Here is an 18,289-nt window from a genome sequence, read left to right on the forward strand (position 1 = left end):
CGCAACACACCGAAATTACAGGTAAACTTCAGGAGAACCGAGATGGGTGCCCAGAACGGCAAGGACCTTTTGATCAAGATGGACATGACCGGCGGCGGTCTGTTTGAAACCGTGGCCGGGCTGCGCGCCACACGGGTGAGTTTCAACGCCGAGAGCGTTGATGTGACCTCGTTGGAAAGCCAGGGCGGGTGGCGTGAGTTGCTGTCTGGTGCGGGGGTGAAATCGGCCACGATCAGCGGCTCGGGCGTTTTCCGCGACGAGAGCAGCGATGAGCGGGCGCGCCAGATTTTCTTTGACGGAGAGACGCCAGACTTTCAGGTGGTGATCCCCGATTTTGGCGTGGTGGAAGGGGCGTTCCAGATCACCAGCGTTGAATATGCGGGTAGTCTCAACGGTGAGGCGACCTATGAGCTGAGCCTCGCTTCAGCGGGCGAACTTTCGTTCACCGCGATCTGAGCCGGGGGGCAGCGGAATGGCTAATCCATGGACGGGGGAAGTGGTGGTCACGCTGGATGGCGTGACGCACCGCTGCAAGCTGACGCTGGGCGCACTGGCTGAGCTGGAAGCGGCGCTGGAGGCAGACACGCTGATGGGGCTGGTCGAGCGCTTTGAAGCAGGGCGCTTCAGCACGCGCGATGTGCTGACGCTTTTGGTTGCGGGCCTGCGGGGCGGCGGTTGGCAGGGCGCGGCGGCTGACTTGATGACAGTGGAAATTGCCGGCGGCCCGGTAGAGGCGGCCCGTGCCGCTGCCGAGCTTTTGGCGCGCGCCTTCGCGCTGCCGCAGGGCAGGGGGGCCTGAGGGGATGGATTGGGCGGGGCTGATGCGGCGGGGGCTGTGCGAGCTAAAGCTCACGCCCGCGCAATTCTGGGCGCTCACGCCCGTGGAACTATTGGTGATGCTCGGGCTGGAAGGCGTCGAGGCACCGTTTACGCGGGCGCGGTTGGCCGAATTGGCCGCAGCTTTCCCCGACGAGCAAAGGATGATGGATCATGGCGGACTTTGACGGGGCCGATGCCCTTGAGGCGCAGGTTGACGCGCTGGAAAACGCGCTTGGCGGCGCAACCCAGATGACTGCGGCCTTTGATGCCGAGCTACAGCGGATGCAAACCAGCCTGACGGTGACACAGGCCAATGTGGGCCAGCTTTCCAACCAGATTGGCCGCGGGCTGCGCAATGCCTTTGATGGATTGGCGTTTGACGGGATGCGCCTTTCGGATGCGCTGAAAACCGTGGCGCAATCCATGATTGATGCCACCTACAATGCCACGATCAAGCCCATCACCAACCATTTTGGCGGGCTGATCGGGCAGGGGGTCGAGAGCTTCATCACCGGGGCGCAGGCCTTTGAGAAGGGCGGCACGTTCAGCCAGGGCCGGGTGCAGCCTTTTGCCCGCGGCGGTGTTGTGACCCAGCCGACCTACTTCGGGATGCGCGGCGGCACCGGGCTGATGGGCGAAGCGGGGCCAGAGGCGATCATGCCGCTGGCGCGGGGAGCCGATGGCTCGCTTGGCGTGAAGACGAGGGGCGGCGGCGGGGCCGTGAACGTGGTGATGAATATCACCACGCCCGATGCAGGCAGCTTTCAGCGCTCCCGCAGCCAGATCGCCGCGCAGATGAACCGCGCACTCGCGCAGGGCCAACGCAACCGTTGAGCCAGTGAAGATAGACGGAGGATCCACGACATGGGATTTCATGAGATACGCTTTCCGGCCTCGCTGAGCTTTGGCTCGGTTGGTGGCCCTGAACGGCGCACCGAGATCGTAACGCTCGCCAATGGTTTCGAGGAGCGAAACACGCCCTGGGCACACTCGCGCCGCAGATATGATGCGGGGCTGGGGATGCGCTCGTTGGATGATGTCGAGGTGCTGTTGGCCTTCTTCGAGGCGCGGCGCGGCCAGCTTTACGGGTTTCGCTGGAAAGATTGGAGCGATTTCAAGTCCAGTGCCGCCAGCGATGCGCCGGGTTACGGCGATCAGGAAATTGGTATTGGCGACGGCGAGACGGTGACGTTTCAGCTCTCCAAAACCTATGCCTCGGGGGAGGCGAGCTACACGCGTCCGGTGCAAAAGCCGGTCGAAGGGACTGTGCTGGCCGGGGTGGAAGGGGTGCAATACTTCGAGCAGCAGAACTTTGAGATCGACGTGACGACCGGCTTGATCACCTTTGAATCCGCCCCCTCGATCGGCCTGCGCGTTACGGCAGGCTTTGAATTTGACGTGCCGGTCCGGTTTGACACCGACCGCATCCAGACGAGCGTGGCCTCGTTTAAGGCGGGCGATGTGCCCAATGTGCCGGTCATGGAGTTGCGGCTGTGAACGGGGCGAGTGATGCCGGGGCCGCGGCGCTTCATGCGCATTTGCGCGGGGGGATCACCTCGGTCGCGCGGGCGTGGACAGTGGCGCGACGCGATGGCGAGGTGCTGGGCTTTACCGACCACGATGTGCCGCTGGCGTTTGACGGAATTGCCTTTCGTGCGAACTCTGGCCTGACAGCCAAAGCGCTGATGCAATCCACCGGCCTGTCGGTGGACAACACCGAAGCGATGGGCGCACTGAGCAGCGAGGCGATCACCGAAGAAGACATCCTTGCAGGCCGGTATGATGGGGCCGAGGTGACGGCGTGGTTGGTCAACTGGCAAGCGCCGGAGAGCCGGGTGATGCTGTTTCGCGGTACGCTGGGCGAAGTTTCACGCGGTGGCGGGGCCTTTGAGGCGGAGCTGCGCGGGCTGACCGAAGCGTTGAACCAACCGCAGGGCCGGGTTTACCAGCCCCATTGTAGCGCGGTGCTGGGGGATGGGTCTTGCGGGGTCGATCTTTCAAACCCCGGCTACCAAAGCGAGCGGGCGGTGGAGCAGGTTGAGGATGGCCGCATCTTTCGGTTTGCGGGGATGGATGAGTTTGATTTGCGCTGGTTTGAACGGGGTCGTTTTGAGGTGCTGACAGGCGAGGCGGCGGGCCTTGTTGGGCAGATCAAGAATGATCGGTTGAGCAATGACGAGCGGGTGATTGAGCTATGGGAGCAGCTTCCGGCGGAGATTGCCACAGGTGACATGGTGCGCATTGAAGCGGGGTGTGACAAGCGGGCCGCCACCTGCCGTCTGAAGTTTGCCAACCTTGAAAACTTTCGCGGTTTCCCGAGCATTCCGGGAGAAGATTGGCTGATGTCCTACCCGGTGAGTAGCGGGCAGAACGAGGGCGGCAGCCTGACGCCGACGCCGACCCATCCGACCATCATCGAGCAGCTCAACAATGACTGAGCGCGTGGCCCAACTGGCGCGCGCCTGGATAGGCACGCCTTATCTGCACCAGGCCTCAACCAAGGGCGCGGGCTGCGACTGCCTTGGCCTGTTGCGCGGGGTCTGGCGCGAGGTGCACGGGGCAGAACCCGAAGTGGTGCCAGCCTATACGCGGGATTGGTCAGAGCCGCAGCGCGATGAGCAGTTGTGGCGCGCCGCCGAGCGGCATTTGCGCAGCAAAGGCCGGGATGATCCGCCCGCGCCGGGGGATGTGCTGCTGTTTCGGATGCGCAGCGGCGCGGTGGCCAAACATCTGGGAATACAGGGCCGGATCGGTCCGAAGACCAGCTTTATCCACGCCTACGCCAATCACGGCGTGGTCGAGAGTGCTTTCACCCGTCCCTGGGCGCGGCGGGTGGTGGCGCGATTTGAATTTCCGGAAGGGGTGAACTGATGGCAACCATTTTACTTTCGGCGGCGGGTGCCGCTGCCGGCTCTGCCTTTGGCGGAACGCTTCTGGGCCTTTCGGGCGCGGTGATCGGGCGAGCCGTGGGGGCAACGCTGGGCCGGGTGATTGACCAGCGGTTGCTGGGGCAGGGCAGCCAGGTTGTAGAGAGCGGGCGCGTTGAGCGCTTTCGCCTGACCGGGGCCAGCGAGGGCAGCGCGATTGGCCAGCTTTATGGCCGGATGCGGCTTGGAGGGCAGGTGATCTGGGCGACGCAGTTCCAAGAAAAGGTTACCACATCGGGTGGGGGCAAGGGCGCGCCGACGCAGCCGAAAGTGCGTGAATACTCCTATTGTGTGAGCCTCGCGTTGGCGCTTTGTGAGGGGGAGATCACCCGCATCGGGCGTATCTGGGCCGATGGCACCGAGATCGAGCCGGACAGCCTGAACATGCAGGTTTATCTGGGCAGCGAAGACCAGCTGCCTGATCCCAAGATGGAGGCCGTTGAAGGCGAGGGGCTGGTGCCGGCCTATCGTGGCATTGCCTATGTGGTGATCGAAGATCTTGATCTGAGCGCTTATGGCAACCGGGTTCCGCAGCTTTCGTTTGAGGTGATCCGCCCTGTGAGCGAGGCTGTGGACACACCCGAGGCGCAAAGCCTTGCGCGAGCGATCAAAGGGGTGGCCCTTGTGCCGGGCACCGGGGAATACGCCCTCGCCACAACACCGGTGCACTATGATTACGGGCTGGGTGAAAGCAGTTCGGCCAACGTGAACACCCCGTCAGGCAAGACTGATTTTGCCAGTTCGCTGGAAACGCTGACAGAGGAGCTTCCGGGCTGCGGGTCGGTTTCACTGGTGGTGAGTTGGTTTGGCGATGATCTGCGCTGCAACACCTGCAAGATCAAGCCCAAGGTGGAGCAGGCCGACTATGACGGCACGCCGATGCCGTGGATCGTGAGCAGCCTGCATCGTGAAACCGCGCCGCTTTTGCCGCGTGACGAGGACAACCGTCCGGTTTACGGCGGCACCCCGACCGACAGGTCGGTGGTGGAAGCCATTCAGGCGCTGAATGCGGCAGGCAAGGATGTGGTTTTTTATCCCTTCATCCTGATGGACCAATTGGAGGGCAACGGGCTGACCGATCCGTGGAGCGGCGCGGCAGACCAACCAAAGCTGCCGTGGCGGGGGCGCATTACCCTGTCACAAGCGCCCGGTCAGCCTAGCTCACCGGATGGGTCTTTCGTAGCCGATGATCAGGTTGAAACCTTCTTCGGCGAGGCGGCGGCGGCAGACTTTACCGTGCTCGGCTCGGGCGAAGATCCGGGCATTGCTTATGCTGGCCCGGCTGAATGGTCTTTCCGCCGGTTTATCCTGCATTACGCCCATCTCTGTGCGGCCGCAGGCGGTGTGAGTGCCTTTTGCCTTGGCACCGAGATGCGCGGGTTGACGCAAATTCGCGGGGCGGCGGGCTTTCCGGCGGTAGATCAGATGGGTGCGCTTGCGGCCGAGTTGCGGCTTATTCTCGGGCCGGAGTGCAAGATTGGCTATGCCGCCGATTGGAGCGAGTACTTTGGCTATCACCCGCAGGATGGTTCGGGGGATGTGTACTTTCATCTCGACCCGCTTTGGGCTGACAGCAACATCGATTTCATCGGGATCGACAATTACATGCCGCTCTCTGACTGGCGCGATGGGGAAGATCACCTCGATGCGGAAGCGGGGGCGATCTACAACCTGGAGTACCTCAAGAGCCAGGTCGCCGGGGGCGAGGGCTTTGATTGGTACTACGCTCATGATGAGGCCCGCGCGGCGCAGATACGCTCGCCCATTCTGGACGGGGCGCATGGTGAAGATTGGGTTTTCCGCAACAAAGACCTGAAGTCTTGGTGGCAAAACCCGCATCATGAGCGGATCGGTGGGGTGCGTCAGGTGAATGCGACGGACTGGGTGCCGCAGTCAAAACCGATCTGGTTTACTGAGTATGGCTGTGCGGCTATCGACAAGGGCCCCAACCAGCCAAACAAGTTCCTCGATGCAAAAAGCTCTGAAAGTGGGCTGCCCTACTACTCTGACGGAACGCGCGATGATTTGGTGCAGCAGCAATACATCCGAGCTGTCAACGCGTATTTTGGCGAGGAGACGAACAACCCGGTATCCACCGAATATGACGCACCAATGGTGGATATGTCGCGGGCGCATGTCTGGGCTTGGGATGCACGACCCTTCCCGTTTTTCCCCGGACTGTCAGAGCTTTGGTCGGATGGAGAGAACTATCCGCGCGGCCATTGGCTGAATGGCCGGGTGACGGCGGAGGCCCTGCCGGCTGTAGTCGCCGAACTGTGCCTGCGATCGGGGCTTTCGCTTGATATGCTGGACCTCGACAGGCTCTACGGGATTGTGCGGGGCTATGGCATTGATCAATTGACCGACGCGCGGGCGGCTCTGCAACCGCTGATGCTCGCTTATGGATTTGATGCGGTGGAGCGCAATGGAAAGCTATGCTTTGCCAGCCGCAATGGTCTGCCCTGTGCGGTGATCGACCAAGAGCGGCTGGCCGTGACAGAGGACCTGAGCGCTGATATCGAAACGATCCGCGCACCTTCTGCTGAAACGGCGGGAAAGGTTCGGCTGAACTATATTGAGAGTAACGGCGATTATGAGGCGCGGGCGGCGGAGGCGATCTTCCCCGACGAGGTGACCTACGGGGTTTCCCAATCTGAGTTACCCTTGGCGCTGACGGGTGCCGAAGCGCAGGGCATCGTTGAACGCTGGTTGGCAGAGTCGCGTGTGGCCCGAGATACGGCCCGCTTTGCTTTGCCGCTGTCACGTTTGCCGATTGGTGCGGGCGATGTGGTGACGCTGCCCACTGAGGGGCGATCTGCTGACTATCGCGTGGACCGGGTTGAGCACGCAGGAACGCAGATCATTGAGGCGGTGCGGGTGGAACATAGCGTCTACGCGCCAAGCGACGCCGTTGAAGAAACGGTGACGCCCCGTGCCTTTGTTCCCCCGCTGCCGGTGCTGCCGGTCTTTCTGGATCTTCCGCTCTTGACGGGCGACGAAACGGAACACGCCCCCCACCTAGCCGTAACCGCGAGGCCATGGCCGGGGAGTGTGGCGGTATACGCATCGCCCACCGGCTCGGACTACGAATTGAACACATTGATCAGTTCGCGCGCAACGATTGGCGTCACAGAGTCGCCACTGGAGGCCGCCCGCCCAAGCACGTGGGACAAGGGTGCTCCGCTTCGTGTGCGCCTCTCTGCGGGAACGCTTTTTTCGGCGAGCGAAGCACAGGTTTTTGCCGGTGCCAACGCCATGGCAATTGGTGACGGCAGTTCGGACAACTGGGAGATTTTCCAGTTCGCTGAGGTGCAACTCATCAGCGGCGGTGTTTGGGAATTGTCGGGCCGATTGCGTGGCCAGCTTGGCACTGATGGCATCATGCCTGACAGTTGGCCTATCGGCAGCCGAGTGGTGCTGCTTACCAGCACATTGCCACAGATTGAGCTGGCCAGTTCGGCGCGGGGTCTGTCGCGCTTCTACCGGATCGGGGCTGCGGCGCGGGCTTATGACGACCCATCCTATACGGAACGCCAAGAGGCCTTTGCGGGCATCGGGCTGCGGCCCTACGCCCCGGTGCATCTGAACACACGGCGAAATGCGGCTGGGGATTTGATGGTGAGCTGGATCCGCCGGACCCGGATTGATGGCGATAGCTGGCAATCCGCCGAGGTGCCCTTGGGCGAGGATAGCGAGGTTTACCTGCTTCGGATCGTTCAGGGCGGCGCGGTGGTGCGTGAGCAAACACTTACCACGCCGGAGTGGACCTATGTAGCAGCCCTTCAAGCGGGCGACGGTGTAACCGCGCCCTTCGAAATTCATGTGGCGCAGGTTTCCGACAGGTTCGGCCCCGGCCCCTTTGGAAAGGTAGAAATCAATGGATGAGACCACGCAACTTAAATTGCCTCTTCTGCAAGCCAGTCAGGCGCAAAAGCATGTAACGGTGAATGCCGCGTTGATGCGGCTCGATGGGTTGGCGCAACTGCGCCTGCAATCCGCCACCACAACGACCCCGCCTGCTGCAGTGGTCGATGGGGAGGCATGGTTTGTGCCGACCGGCGGAACCAATGCCTGGGCCGGGCAGGGGGGCCAGATCGCGATTGGCGACAATGGTGGCTGGTCATTTTTGGCGCCAATGGTGGGCTGGCGCGCCTGGATCGTTGATACGGCGACCGATGCGCTGTGGGATGGTTCCGATTGGCAGCCACCTCGGATGGCGGCAAGTCCTTCTGGCGCAGCAGCCAAAATGCAGGTGCTTGAGTTTGATCACACGATTGCAGCAGGGGCGAATGATATCACCAGCATCCAAGTGCCCGCCAATGCGATGGTATTTGCGGTTTCGGCGCGTGTGATCGCCGAAATTACAGGCACCTTGACCACATGGACATTCGGGATCAACGGCAGTGAAGGGCAATTTGGCACCGGGCTTGGGCTATCACTCGGCTCGTATTGCACGGGTATGCAAGGCTCGCCCACCACTTGGTATTCCGCCACCGGGTTGAAGCTGAGCGCAACCGGGGGGGACTTTGCTGGTGGAGCGGTGCGGATTGCGGCACATTACTTCACCATCGACTTGCCGAACCTTTAAAGCATGCGCCCGCTTCACCACAGTGACATCGCGGAGGCGGTGCGGGTGCTGTTGCCGCTGTCGAAACAGGAGCGGCATGCCGCCATTGCCCGGTTCATTGCCTTCGCGGAGGCGGCGGACCGGTTTCGCAAGCGCACTGGCTGCCTTCACCGGGTATGGGGCGACGGCACCCTGGCTGCGGCGGTCGCAAGGTCGCCAAGGGCTCGTGCGCGCGGTTGGGATGACCCCGATTACGCAAGTTGCTGGGCCTTGGTGCTGGACGCGGTGATCCGCCATCGCACAGGTGTTGGGCTGGGCCTTTAAACCCCGGGGGCGAAGAAATCCACAAAGGCGCGGCTGGGTCATGCTCCAGCCGCGCCTCAGCGACTATTTTGCCGCCATCAGTGCAAAACCTATACTCCCCCTCTATCAGAATGTGACAAAGCCGCTCTTATCTGCTGCTTTTGCGCCACGCGCACTCGGTGATTTGCCTTCCGCCATGGCTTCGGACTGCAATGCATCCATCCGGCTCAGCCGCCCCATGGACTGCTGATCAAGCTGTACCACCACCTTCGCTCCAACTGCACCAAGCGCCGCTGCCTTGGCCAACTCTTAAAGCAAAGACACTACGCGCGCCCGAAAGGGCTGTTGTCACTCCACCTCCATCACAGCCAGTTTCCTCATCCATAACGCTTTGCAATTGGCGGCTGCGTCCTATCTGGGCTAAAAGGGTCGTAACGCGCGAGGAAATGACCATGGCCAACGTCCACAGCAAACTAAGTGAAATCGATCCTGTTTGGGACCGGATTATCCAGGAAGGTGAAGAGGCGATCGGCCACGAGCCGTTGCTCGGCGGATTGATGCACTCTTGCATTCTCCATCACCGCACAATGGAGCAGGCTTTGGCGTTTCGTATCGCCATGAAGCTGGTCTCTGGAGAAATGTCAGAGCAGTTGGTGCGCGAAATCGCGGATGAGGCCTTTGCGTCTGATCACACCATCGCGGCTGCGGCTCGCGCCGACTTGGTGGCTGTCTATGAGCGTGACCCTGCGTGCCATCGGTTCTTGCAGCCTTTGATGTACTTCAAGGGCTATCAGGCGATCCAAGCTTATCGGGTTGGCCATTGGCTATGGAACGAGGGCCGGCATGATATGGCCTACTTCTTTCAGATGCGCATTTCAGAGACTTTCGGAGTGGATATTCACCCTGCCTGCCGGGTGGGAAAAGGAATATTCCTTGATCATGCGCACTCGATCGTTTTTGGCGAAACGGCCGTGGTGGGGGATAATGTGTCGATCCTGCATTCGGTGACGCTGGGTGGCACTGGCAAGGAAGATGAAGACCGTCATCCAAAGATCGGCAATGGCGTTCTGATCGGTGCCGGAGCCAAGGTGCTGGGCAATATCACCATCGGGTGCTGTTCTCGCATTGCCGCGGGTTCCGTGGTGCTTGATAACGTGCCCCCTGACACCACCGTTGCCGGTGTGCCTGCCAAGATTATTGGCGAGGCCGGGTGCAGCCAGCCCTCTGTTTCGATGAACCAACTCTTATCCGGCAGCAGCAGCTGAACGATTTTCTTTCCGCGATCTCGTCGCGGGATGCCCCTTCGGCTGCTCCGCTCTTAACATCGCACCCAATGCACTGCGCGGCGATTCCGATACCAAGGGCGATCCGCTTTTTCTCCGTGGCGGGGAGATACCTTTCCACCGTCGCAGAGTTGTGCAACGCGGCACAATCCGGCGCTGTGCAGGTCTCTACCGCCCGCTAAACCTCCCAGGTTTGCATTTGCGATTGGAGCTGTTTTCCAGCCCATCACGGTGCCCCATAGCGTGTTTTAGGGCACCGTGGACTTTTCGCACACTTGCGGCTTTGCGTCAGGTCAAGTGCAGGTTTAGGCTAGCATCGTCATCGGATTTTCGAGATTATCGACCAGCGCCTGCATGAGTTGGGCCCCAAGTGCGCCGTCAATAACCCGGTGGTCGACCGATAGCGTAACGGACATCACTGTTGCCACGGCCAGTTCACCATCTGCCCCGACAATCGGCTTTTTCACCCCGGCACCAACGGCCAGGATAGCACCGTGCGGCGGGTTGATGACGGCATCAAAGTTGTCAACGCCAAACATCCCGAGATTGGAAACGGCAAAGCTGCCGCCTTGATATTCATGCGGCGCAAGCTTGCGATCACGGGCGCGGGCGGCGAGATCTTTCATCTCGGCCGAGAGGACAGAGAGGGACTTCATATCGGCGTCTTTCAACACCGGCGTGAACAGGCCACCATCAATTGCCACGGCTACAGCCACGTCAGACGGTTTGAGCTTGAGCACCCGGTCACCGGCCCAAACAGCATTGGCCTCAGGCACCGCCTGGAGCGCCAGCGCGGAGGCTTTGATGATGAAATCGTTGACAGAAAGCTTCACCCCCCGTCCCTCAAGCTGCTTGTTCAACTGCGAGCGAAACTTCAGCAACGCGTCGAGCTTGATGTCACGGCGCAGGTAGAAATGCGGGATCGTTTGCTTGGCTTCGGTCAGGCGGGTGGCGATGGTTTTACGCATCCCGTCAAGCTTGACCTCTTCAAACTCACGGCCTTCGTACATTTTCAGCACGGCATCCGTGGAGAGGCCTGCGGGGGCTGAGGCCGCGGCGGCAGGGGCAGGGGCGGCGGATTTGGCTGCTTCCTTCTCCTTGGCCGGTTCAGCGCTCGGTTGGGCATTTTCCACGTCGGCCTTCACGATCCGCCCCTTGGGGCCAGAGCCTTTTAGCGCGGTTAGGTCTATGCCTTTATCCTTGGCGATGCGGCGGGCCAGTGGCGAGGCGAAAATGCGCTCTCCATCCTTTTCGGGCGCGGCAGGGGCGGCTTCTGCGGGCTTTTTGGCTTTTTCAGCTGGTGCGCTCTCTTTAGCCTCAGCCTCAGCCTCAGCCTCAGCCTCAGCCTCAGCCTCAGCCTCAGCCTTGGGGGCAGGGGCAGAATCCCCGCCTGCCTTGATATCATCGGCACTTTCACCCTCTTCGAGCAGCACCGCGATAGGTGTGTTCACGGCAACCCCTTCGGAGCCCTCCTCTACCAGGATCTTGCCGATCACGCCTTCGTCAACGGCCTCAAACTCCATCGTCGCCTTGTCGGTCTCGATCTCGGCCAGCAGATCGCCGGAGGAGACGGAATCCCCCTCTTTTACCAGCCATTTTGCAAGGGTTCCCTGCTCCATGGTCGGCGAGAGGGCGGGCATCAATACTTCAGTGGGCATCGCTCACGCTCCTTACCGGTAGGTGACTTTTTTGACCGCCTCGATCACCTCGTCGGTGGTGATCAAAGCGTGCTTTTCAAGGTTGGCCGCATAGGGCATCGGCACGTCCTTACCGGTGCAGGTGATGACGGGAGCATCGAGGGAATCGAAGGCCTCCTGCATCAGGACCGAAGAGATGTAACTGCCGATCGAGCACACCGGGAAGCCCTCTTCCACAGTCACGCAGCGGTTGGTTTTCATCACCGATTTGATCACACTTGCGGTGTCCATCGGGCGCAGGGTGCGCAGATCAACCACTTCGGCGCTGATGCCGTCCTCGGCAAGTTTCTCCGCCGCTTCAAGGGCATACTGCATGCCGATGCCAAAACTGACCAGGGTCACATCTTCGCCCTCGCGCCAGATTTTCGCCTTGCCAAAGGGCACGGTGAAATCATCAAGCTTGGGTACTTCAAACGAGCGGCCATAAAGGATTTCGTTTTCGAGAAAGACCACCGGATTTGGATCACGGATGGCGCTTTTCAACAGGCCCTTCGCATCGGCAGCCGAGTAGGGCATGGCGACCTTGAGGCCGGGAACCTGTGAATACCAGGCGGCGTAGTCGTGGCTGTGCTGCGCGCCAACCCGTGCTGCCGCGCCGTTGGCACCGCGAAACACGATGGGAGCGCCCATCTGGCCGCCAGACATATAGAGCGTTTTGGCGGCGGAGTTGATGATCTGGTCAATCGCCTGCATGGCGAAGTTGAAGGTCATGAACTCCACAATCGGGCGCAAGCCGCCAAAGGCCGCGCCAACGCCGATGCCGGTAAAACCGTGCTCGGTGATCGGTGTGTCGATCACGCGCTTGTCGCCAAACTCGTCGAGCAGGCCTTGAGACACCTTGTAAGCACCTTGGTACTCGGCCACTTCCTCGCCCATCAGAAAAACGTTTTCGTCGTTGCGCATCTCTTCGGCCATGGCATCACGCAGGGCTTCGCGGACGGTCGATTTGACCATCTCTGTGCCTTCGGGCCAATCTGGCGAGCTATCAACCATAAGCTCGGTTGGCGCTTCGGCCTCGGGCTTGGCGGCGGCCGGGGCAGAAGGCTTTTCTTCTGGTTCCTCAGCGGCTTGGCTGCTCTCCGAAGAAACATTGTCGGCGGCGGAGGCGTCTTCGCCTTCTTCAAGGATCACCGCGATGGGGGTGTTCACCTTCACCCCTTCGGTGCCCTCATCCACGAGGATCTTGCCGATGGTGCCTTCATCCACGGCCTCAAATTCCATCGTGGCCTTGTCGGTTTCGATTTCGGCGAGAATATCACCGGAGCTTACGGTATCACCCTCTTTGACCAGCCATTTGGCCAGCGTGCCTTCCTCCATGGTGGGGGACAGGGCGGGCATGAGCAGTTCTGTTGCCATCGTTCTTGTCTCCCCCTCAGGCTTCTTGCGGCGCCGTTTCGGCGTAAATGTCTGTCCAGAGTTCATCGAGCGCGGGCTCGGGGCTCTCCTTGGCGAATTCGGCGCTGGCGTTGACCACCTCTTTGATCTCCTTGTCGACGGCCTTCAGGTCGTCTTCGGTGGCGTGTTTGCCATCCAGCAGCATGGTGCGAACCCGTTCAATGGGATCACGTTCCTCGCGCATTTTCTGCACCTCTTCACGGGTGCGATACTTGGCCGGGTCCGACATGGAGTGGCCGCGATAGCGATAGGTTTTCACTTCAAGGATATAGGGGCCTTCGCCCGCGCGGCAGTGCGCCACGGCCTTTTCGCCGGCGGCTTTCACGGCCAGCACATCCATCCCGTCAACGATCTCGCCGGGGATGCCAAAGGGCACGCCACGGGTGTGGATGTCTTCGGTGGAGGTGGAGCGCGCCTGCGCGGTGCCCATGGCGTATTGGTTGTTTTCGATGACAAAAACCACCGGCAACTTCCAAAGCGCGGCCATGTTGAAGGTCTCGTAAACCTGCCCCTGATTGGCGGCGCCATCACCGAAGTAGGTGAAGGTGACATTGTCATTGCCCCTGTACCTGTCTGAAAAGGCGAGGCCCGCGCCAAGGGGCACCTGTGCGCCCACAATGCCGTGGCCACCGTAAAAATGCTTCTCCTTGGAGAACATGTGCATCGAGCCGCCCTTGCCCTTTGAATAGCCGTCCTCGCGGCCGGTAAGCTCGGCCATCACGCCTTTCGGGTCCATTCCGCAGGCGAGCATGTGGCCGTGATCCCGGTAGGAGGTAATGCGTTTGTCACCCTCTTTGGCGGCGGCTTCGAGCCCAACGACAACAGCTTCCTGGCCGATGTAGAGGTGACAAAAGCCACCGATCAGGCCCATGCCATAAAGCTGGCCAGCCTTCTCCTCGAAGCGACGAATGAGCAGCATGTCCTTGTAATAGGTCAGCAACTCGTCCTTGGAGACGTTGGATTTTGCGGATGATTTCCTGGTGGTCTTGCGGGCCGCCATGATGGCCGTTCCTCCCCGATTCAGAAAAGTAGTTTAACGTTCAACCATATGGTATCAGAGCACATCGGGGGATGCACCCGTAAATTTTAGGCCAACCGGGAACGGCGGGTTCCTGCGACTTTTTCAGAAGATCAAGGTTTCGCGCGGTAACGCGCGAGAGGGAGGGTCAGCGGATTACGACCTCATCGGCGCGCACAAGGCCAAGCACATCACGGGCTTGTTGATCGAGCAGGTCGAGATCAAGGTAGTCATCAGAAATGCGGTGGGTTTTATTGCGCAACTCATGCACCTCGGCAATGAGCCGCGCCTTTTCAGCGCGAAGTTCATCGGCTTCAGCGTTGATCTCAACCCGGCGGAACAGCCCGTAATCCCCCTGCACGGCAGCAAAGGTGAAATAGAGCCCGAGCGACAGGGTAACGGCGAAATAAATCACCACTCCAAAGGCCGGTCGTTTGCGGGGTATCGCCATTTTGCTCAATCTGCCTCGCCTGGGCGGCCTCTTCTTGGGCCTGTAGCGATAGAATCACGAAACGCGGCAGAAGGGAATCCTTTTTCGTCCCGACGGAAAGGAATTTAATCGATCCGACGTGACAAGAAGTTAACAGCGCGTGCAACGCGGCGCTCAGCCGCTGATCGAGGCCTTGTGGATCCCGTCGATCGCCTTGGCGAGCAGGGCATCAAACTCTTCGTCCGTCTGCTGGGCCGAAAGCCCTTCGGTGAGGGCGCGGGAAAAGCTGGCGACAACGCCGGTATTGAGGGCGAGTTGCTCACAGGCCTCAGCGCGGCTGTAGCCGCCGGAAAGGGCCACAACCTTCAGCACACCGGGATGATCGACGAGCGGTTTATAGAGGTTGGGCTTGGTGGGCAGCGTGAGCTTCAGCATCACCTGTTTGCCGCTGGGGAGGGTGTTGAGGTGATGGCGAATTTCGGTCAGCAGCAGTTCCTCGGCTTCGTCCTTGTCATGGGCGTTGATGTTTACCTCCGGCTCGATGATCGGCATCAGATCATGGGCGATCACCTCGGCGGCAAGCTCAAACTGCTGCGCTACGTTGGCGGCAATGCCCACGGCGTTGGCGGCGTTGATCACCGAGCGTTCCTTGGTGCCAAAGATGCCCAGGGCGCGGGCGCGGTCGAGGGTTTCGCCAAGGCCGGGGATGGGCTTGAGCAGTTGAACGCCATCGGCCTCGGGCTCAAGGCCCTTGTCGATTTTCAGGAAGGGGACAATGCCGCGCTCTTCCCAAAGATACTGTGCCGCAGGTTTGCCGCCAATATCGCGGTCCATCGTCATCTCAAAGAGGATCGCGCCGATCACCTTGTCGCCGGTGAAAGCGGGAGATTGGGCGATGCGCGAGCGCATGGCATGGATCAGGTCATACATCTCCGCTTCGGAGCTGTATTGATCCTCGTTAACGCCATAGAGCTTGAGAGCCTTGGGCGTGGAGCCACCCGATTGATCGAGCGCTGCGATAAAGCCTTGCCCGGCAGCGATCTTCTGGTGTTGCTCTGCATTGGCCATAATGTTGCACCCCCTCGGTTTTTCAGTGGTTCCATATTGGGTAATGGAGCCAGCCCGGGAAGGCAAAGGTGGTTGCGCTAACGAGTGCCTGCTCAGCGGTCATTAGCGCGAAACTTGCGCGGTTGCGCCGCCAGTTGTTAACTTTCGAGCGCGGCGATGCCCGGAAGCACCTTGCCTTCCATCCACTCAAGGAAGGCCCCGCCAGCGGTGGAGATATAGGTGAACTGGTGGATCGCCTGCGCCATATTGAGGGCCGAAACCGTATCCCCCCCACCGGCGACCGAGATCAGCTCTCCCTTGTCGGTCAGCGCGCCAGCCTGGCGGGCGGCGGCAAAGGTGGCTGCGCCAAAAGGCTCGATCTCGAAGGCGCCAAGCGGGCCGTTCCAGATGAGGGTTTCGCTTTGTTTGAACACCTCGCAAATGTTCGCCACGGTCTTTGGCCCGGCATCAAGGATCATACCCTCAGACGGGCATTCATTGGCGGCGTAGATGCCATGGGGCGCGCGGGCCTTGAACTCCTCGGCGACGACGACGTCAATCGGCAGGTGGATCTGGCAGCCGCAGTCCTTGGCCTTTGCCATGATCTCCAGCGCGGTGTCTGTCAGGTCCGCCTCGGCGAGGGATTGGGCGATCTCATGGCCCTGTGCCAGCAGGAAGGTATTGGCCATGCCGCCGCCGATCACCAGGTGATCGACCTTGTCGAGCAGGTTCGAAAGCAGGGTGATCTTGGTGGACACCTTGGCCCCGCCAACCACCGCACAAACCGGGCGGATCGGGTCTCCCAAAGCACCTTCGAGGGCCTCCAGCTCTTCCTGCATGTTGCGGCCCACACAGGAGGGCAACAGGTGGGCGATACCCTCTGTCGAGGCATGTGCGCGGTGGGCGGCGGAGAAAGCGTCATTCACGTAGATGTCGCCTAAACTGGCGAGTTCCTTGGCAAATTCCGGGTCATTGGCCTCCTCGCCGGGGTGAAAGCGCATGTTTTCCAGCAGCAGCACTTCACCTTCGCCCATGGTCGCCACGGCGGCATCCCAGCCGACATCGGCAAAGCGCACTGGCACGCCGAGCGCCGCCTTGAGGGCAGGCAGGGTGACCTCAAGCGACATCTCGGGCACGACCTTGCCCTTGGGGCGGCCGAAGTGGGCCATCAGGATCGGCTTGCCGCCGGCCTTGAGGATATCGGTCACGGTTTCAACGATCCGGTCGATCCGGGTGGTATCTGTCACCTTGCCGTTTTGCACGGGCACGTTGATATCGACGCGCACCAGCACTCGCTTGCCGCTTAGGTCCATGTCGTCGAGAGTTTTCCAGCCCATTGCATCCTCCTGCATTGTCCCGCCTGTTTTCGCCTGAATGGGGGCGAGGGTCAACGCGGGCCTTTTCCTTTGGTGCCCCGCCGCATAGGGTGCGCGCGACCTGTTCAAGAGGAGGCTCGCATGGCCGATATCAAAGACCCCGAAAACACGATCCTGATCGAACTGGACGGCGGAACCGTCACGGTTGAGCTTTTGGCCGATGTGGCCCCCAAGCACGCCGAGCGGATGAAGGAGCTGGCCCGCGCTGGTGCCTATGACAACGTGGTGTTCCACCGCGTGATCGAAGGCTTCATGGCGCAGACTGGCGACGTGGAGCACGGCAAGAGCGATGGTGACACCCGCCGCGCTGGCACCGGCGGCTCTGACCTGCCCAACGTGCCCGCCGAGTTTAACAGCCTGCCGTTTGATCGCGGCGTTCTGGGCGCGGCCCGGTCACAAAGCCCGGATAGCGCGAACAGCCAGTTTTTCATTTGTTTTGATGATGTTCACTTCCTAAATGGCAACTACACGGTCTATGGCCGCGTGATTGACGGGATGGAGCATGTGGATGCGATCCCGCGCGGCGAGCCGCCTGCGACCCCCGGTGTGATGAAGAGCGTCAAGGTGGCTGCGGATGTCTGATAGCAAGGTCTTTGCGGGCGGGATTTTTGCCGTTGGGCTGGCGTTTCTGGCGGCGTTTTTCCTGTTCTCCAACGGCACCCTCACCAAGGCTTCGGCGGCAGAGGATACCGCCGGGCCAAACATGGTGATCTCGGTTGAAGGCAAAGGGAAAATCGTGGTTGATCTGCGGTCTGACCTGGCCCCGAACCACGTGGCGCAAATGGTCGAACTCGCTAAGGAAGGGGCCTATGATGGCGTGGCTTTCCACCGCGTGATCGAAGGCTTCATGGCGCAAACCGGCGATGTGCAGTTTGGCAAGAAAGGCTCCAACGGGCCTGCGGGCACGGGGGGGTCTTCACGGCCCAACCTGAAGGCCGAGTTCACCGATGAGCCGTTTCAACGGGGCACCGTGGGCATGGCGCGCTCGATGGACCGCGATAGCGCCAACTCGCAATTCTTCATCATGTTCGCCCCGGCGAGCCACTTGAACGGGCAATATACCGTTGTTGGTCAAGTGGTTGAGGGCATGGACGTGGTAGATGCAATCAAGCGGGGCGTGGGGCAATCGGGCTCTGTGGCCAACCCTGACTACATGGGCAGCGTCACCATAGAAGAGTAAGGGTGAAGCCTGCGTGAGCGGGCGATGCCGAGCGTTTGACCCATGGCATCCTGAGGGCCTTCGGCCTTGGAGGATGCCATGGGTTTTCTTTTGCGAACAATGGCTTGTTGGGTGGCTTTGGCCTGTGTGGCGGGGGCTGATCCGGGCTTCTGGAAAAATGAATGGCCGCGCACTGATTTTTCACGCAGAAGCGTGGAAAATTGGGCGGAAATCTTGTCGCGGCTATGATGCGACGAAAAGGCTGGCT

General features: G+C 60.8%; 21 protein-coding genes. 13 read left to right on the forward strand and 8 right to left on the reverse strand.

All coding sequences use genetic code 11. From position 1 onward, the window contains the following. Window positions 1–42 precede the first annotated feature (42 nt). Genes P1U55_RS10135 through P1U55_RS10180 form a run of 10 tightly spaced genes read left to right on the forward strand, consistent with a single transcriptional unit; the run spans window position 43 to window position 8,637 of the window. Complete coding sequence (locus P1U55_RS10135) at window positions 43–456, forward strand: phage major tail protein, TP901-1 family (protein ID WP_301047458.1); 414 nt, start codon at window positions 43–45, stop codon at window positions 454–456. Window positions 457–472: 16 nt separating this feature from the next. Then, entirely contained in the window at window positions 473–799 is a 327-nt protein-coding gene (locus P1U55_RS10140; RefSeq protein WP_301047459.1) for a gene transfer agent family protein, read from the forward strand. Window positions 800–803: 4 nt separating this feature from the next. Next, window positions 804–1,004 (forward strand): rcc01693 family protein, encoded by a 201-nt coding sequence (locus P1U55_RS10145; protein WP_301047460.1) that lies wholly within the window; start codon window positions 804–806, stop codon window positions 1,002–1,004. After that, window positions 991–1,653 (forward strand): phage tail tape measure protein, encoded by a 663-nt coding sequence (locus P1U55_RS10150; RefSeq protein ID WP_301047461.1) that lies wholly within the window; start codon window positions 991–993, stop codon window positions 1,651–1,653. The genes P1U55_RS10145 and P1U55_RS10150 overlap by 14 nt, the downstream gene beginning before the upstream one ends. Window positions 1,654–1,683: 30 nt before the next feature. Further along, a complete protein-coding gene (locus P1U55_RS10155; protein WP_301047462.1) occupies window positions 1,684–2,316 on the forward strand; it encodes a DUF2460 domain-containing protein in 633 nt (210 codons plus the stop codon). Continuing rightward, entirely contained in the window at window positions 2,313–3,257 is a 945-nt protein-coding gene (locus P1U55_RS10160) for a DUF2163 domain-containing protein (protein ID WP_301047463.1), read from the forward strand. Before P1U55_RS10155 ends, P1U55_RS10160 begins: the two co-directional genes overlap by 4 nt. Further along, window positions 3,250–3,690: an NlpC/P60 family protein gene (locus P1U55_RS10165; protein WP_301047464.1), complete on the forward strand. Its 441-nt coding sequence runs from the start codon at window positions 3,250–3,252 to the stop codon at window positions 3,688–3,690. The genes P1U55_RS10160 and P1U55_RS10165 overlap by 8 nt, the downstream gene beginning before the upstream one ends. Next, window positions 3,690–7,631: a glycoside hydrolase/phage tail family protein gene (locus P1U55_RS10170; protein WP_301047465.1), complete on the forward strand. Its 3,942-nt coding sequence runs from the start codon at window positions 3,690–3,692 to the stop codon at window positions 7,629–7,631. Before P1U55_RS10165 ends, P1U55_RS10170 begins: the two co-directional genes overlap by 1 nt. Continuing rightward, complete coding sequence (locus tag P1U55_RS10175; protein ID WP_301047466.1) at window positions 7,624–8,334, forward strand: DUF2793 domain-containing protein; 711 nt, start codon at window positions 7,624–7,626, stop codon at window positions 8,332–8,334. Before P1U55_RS10170 ends, P1U55_RS10175 begins: the two co-directional genes overlap by 8 nt. 3 nt (window positions 8,335–8,337) lie before the next feature. Further along, the gene (locus tag P1U55_RS10180) at window positions 8,338–8,637 is read left to right on the forward strand and encodes a hypothetical protein (protein ID WP_301047467.1); all 300 of its coding nucleotides are present in this window, start codon (window positions 8,338–8,340) and stop codon (window positions 8,635–8,637) included. Window positions 8,638–8,742: 105 nt separating this feature from the next. On the opposite strand, the gene P1U55_RS10185 is transcribed toward P1U55_RS10180, so the two are convergent. Then, on the reverse strand, window positions 8,743–8,880 hold the full coding sequence (locus P1U55_RS10185; protein ID WP_301047468.1) for a hypothetical protein: 138 nt from the start codon (window positions 8,878–8,880) through the stop codon (window positions 8,743–8,745). A 188-nt stretch (window positions 8,881–9,068) separates the two neighbouring features. On the opposite strand from P1U55_RS10185, the gene cysE reads away from it, so the two are divergent. After that, window positions 9,069–9,881, forward strand: a complete 813-nt coding sequence (gene cysE / locus P1U55_RS10190; protein WP_301047469.1) for a serine O-acetyltransferase — start codon at window positions 9,069–9,071, stop codon at window positions 9,879–9,881. 323 nt (window positions 9,882–10,204) lie between these two features. On the opposite strand, the gene P1U55_RS10195 is transcribed toward cysE, so the two are convergent. From P1U55_RS10195 to P1U55_RS10220, 6 genes are all read right to left on the reverse strand, one after another. Then, complete coding sequence (locus P1U55_RS10195; RefSeq protein ID WP_301047470.1) at window positions 10,205–11,557, reverse strand: pyruvate dehydrogenase complex dihydrolipoamide acetyltransferase; 1,353 nt, start codon at window positions 11,555–11,557, stop codon at window positions 10,205–10,207. A 12-nt stretch (window positions 11,558–11,569) separates the two neighbouring features. Further along, entirely contained in the window at window positions 11,570–12,952 is a 1,383-nt protein-coding gene (locus tag P1U55_RS10200) for a pyruvate dehydrogenase complex E1 component subunit beta (protein ID WP_301047471.1), read from the reverse strand. 16 nt (window positions 12,953–12,968) lie between these two features. Then, on the reverse strand, window positions 12,969–13,991 hold the full coding sequence (gene pdhA, locus P1U55_RS10205; RefSeq protein WP_301047472.1) for a pyruvate dehydrogenase (acetyl-transferring) E1 component subunit alpha: 1,023 nt from the start codon (window positions 13,989–13,991) through the stop codon (window positions 12,969–12,971). Window positions 13,992–14,157: 166 nt separating this feature from the next. Further along, complete coding sequence (locus P1U55_RS10210; protein ID WP_301047473.1) at window positions 14,158–14,460, reverse strand: septum formation initiator family protein; 303 nt, start codon at window positions 14,458–14,460, stop codon at window positions 14,158–14,160. A 153-nt stretch (window positions 14,461–14,613) separates the two neighbouring features. After that, window positions 14,614–15,507, reverse strand: a complete 894-nt coding sequence (locus P1U55_RS10215; RefSeq protein WP_301047474.1) for a fructose bisphosphate aldolase — start codon at window positions 15,505–15,507, stop codon at window positions 14,614–14,616. A gap of 137 nt (window positions 15,508–15,644) precedes the next feature. Next, entirely contained in the window at window positions 15,645–16,823 is a 1,179-nt protein-coding gene (locus P1U55_RS10220; RefSeq protein ID WP_301047475.1) for a phosphoglycerate kinase, read from the reverse strand. Between the two features lie 120 nt (window positions 16,824–16,943). Here P1U55_RS10220 and P1U55_RS10225 point away from each other — a divergent pair, with 120 nt between their 5' ends. Then, window positions 16,944–17,444: a peptidylprolyl isomerase gene (locus P1U55_RS10225; protein ID WP_301047476.1), complete on the forward strand. Its 501-nt coding sequence runs from the start codon at window positions 16,944–16,946 to the stop codon at window positions 17,442–17,444. Beyond that, window positions 17,437–18,042 carry a peptidylprolyl isomerase gene (locus tag P1U55_RS10230; protein ID WP_301047477.1) on the forward strand — a complete coding sequence of 202 codons (606 nt, stop codon included), beginning with the start codon at window positions 17,437–17,439 and terminating at the stop codon, window positions 18,040–18,042. Before P1U55_RS10225 ends, P1U55_RS10230 begins: the two co-directional genes overlap by 8 nt. Here P1U55_RS10230 and P1U55_RS10235 read toward each other — a convergent pair. Next, window positions 18,012–18,289 (reverse strand): hypothetical protein (locus P1U55_RS10235; protein WP_301047478.1); only part of this gene is annotated, 278 nt, incomplete at its 5' end. The genes P1U55_RS10230 and P1U55_RS10235 overlap by 31 nt on opposite strands.

Origin of the sequence: Vannielia sp., assembly GCF_029212645.1 — a bacterium.
Lineage (GTDB): Bacteria > Pseudomonadota > Alphaproteobacteria > Rhodobacterales > Rhodobacteraceae > Vannielia.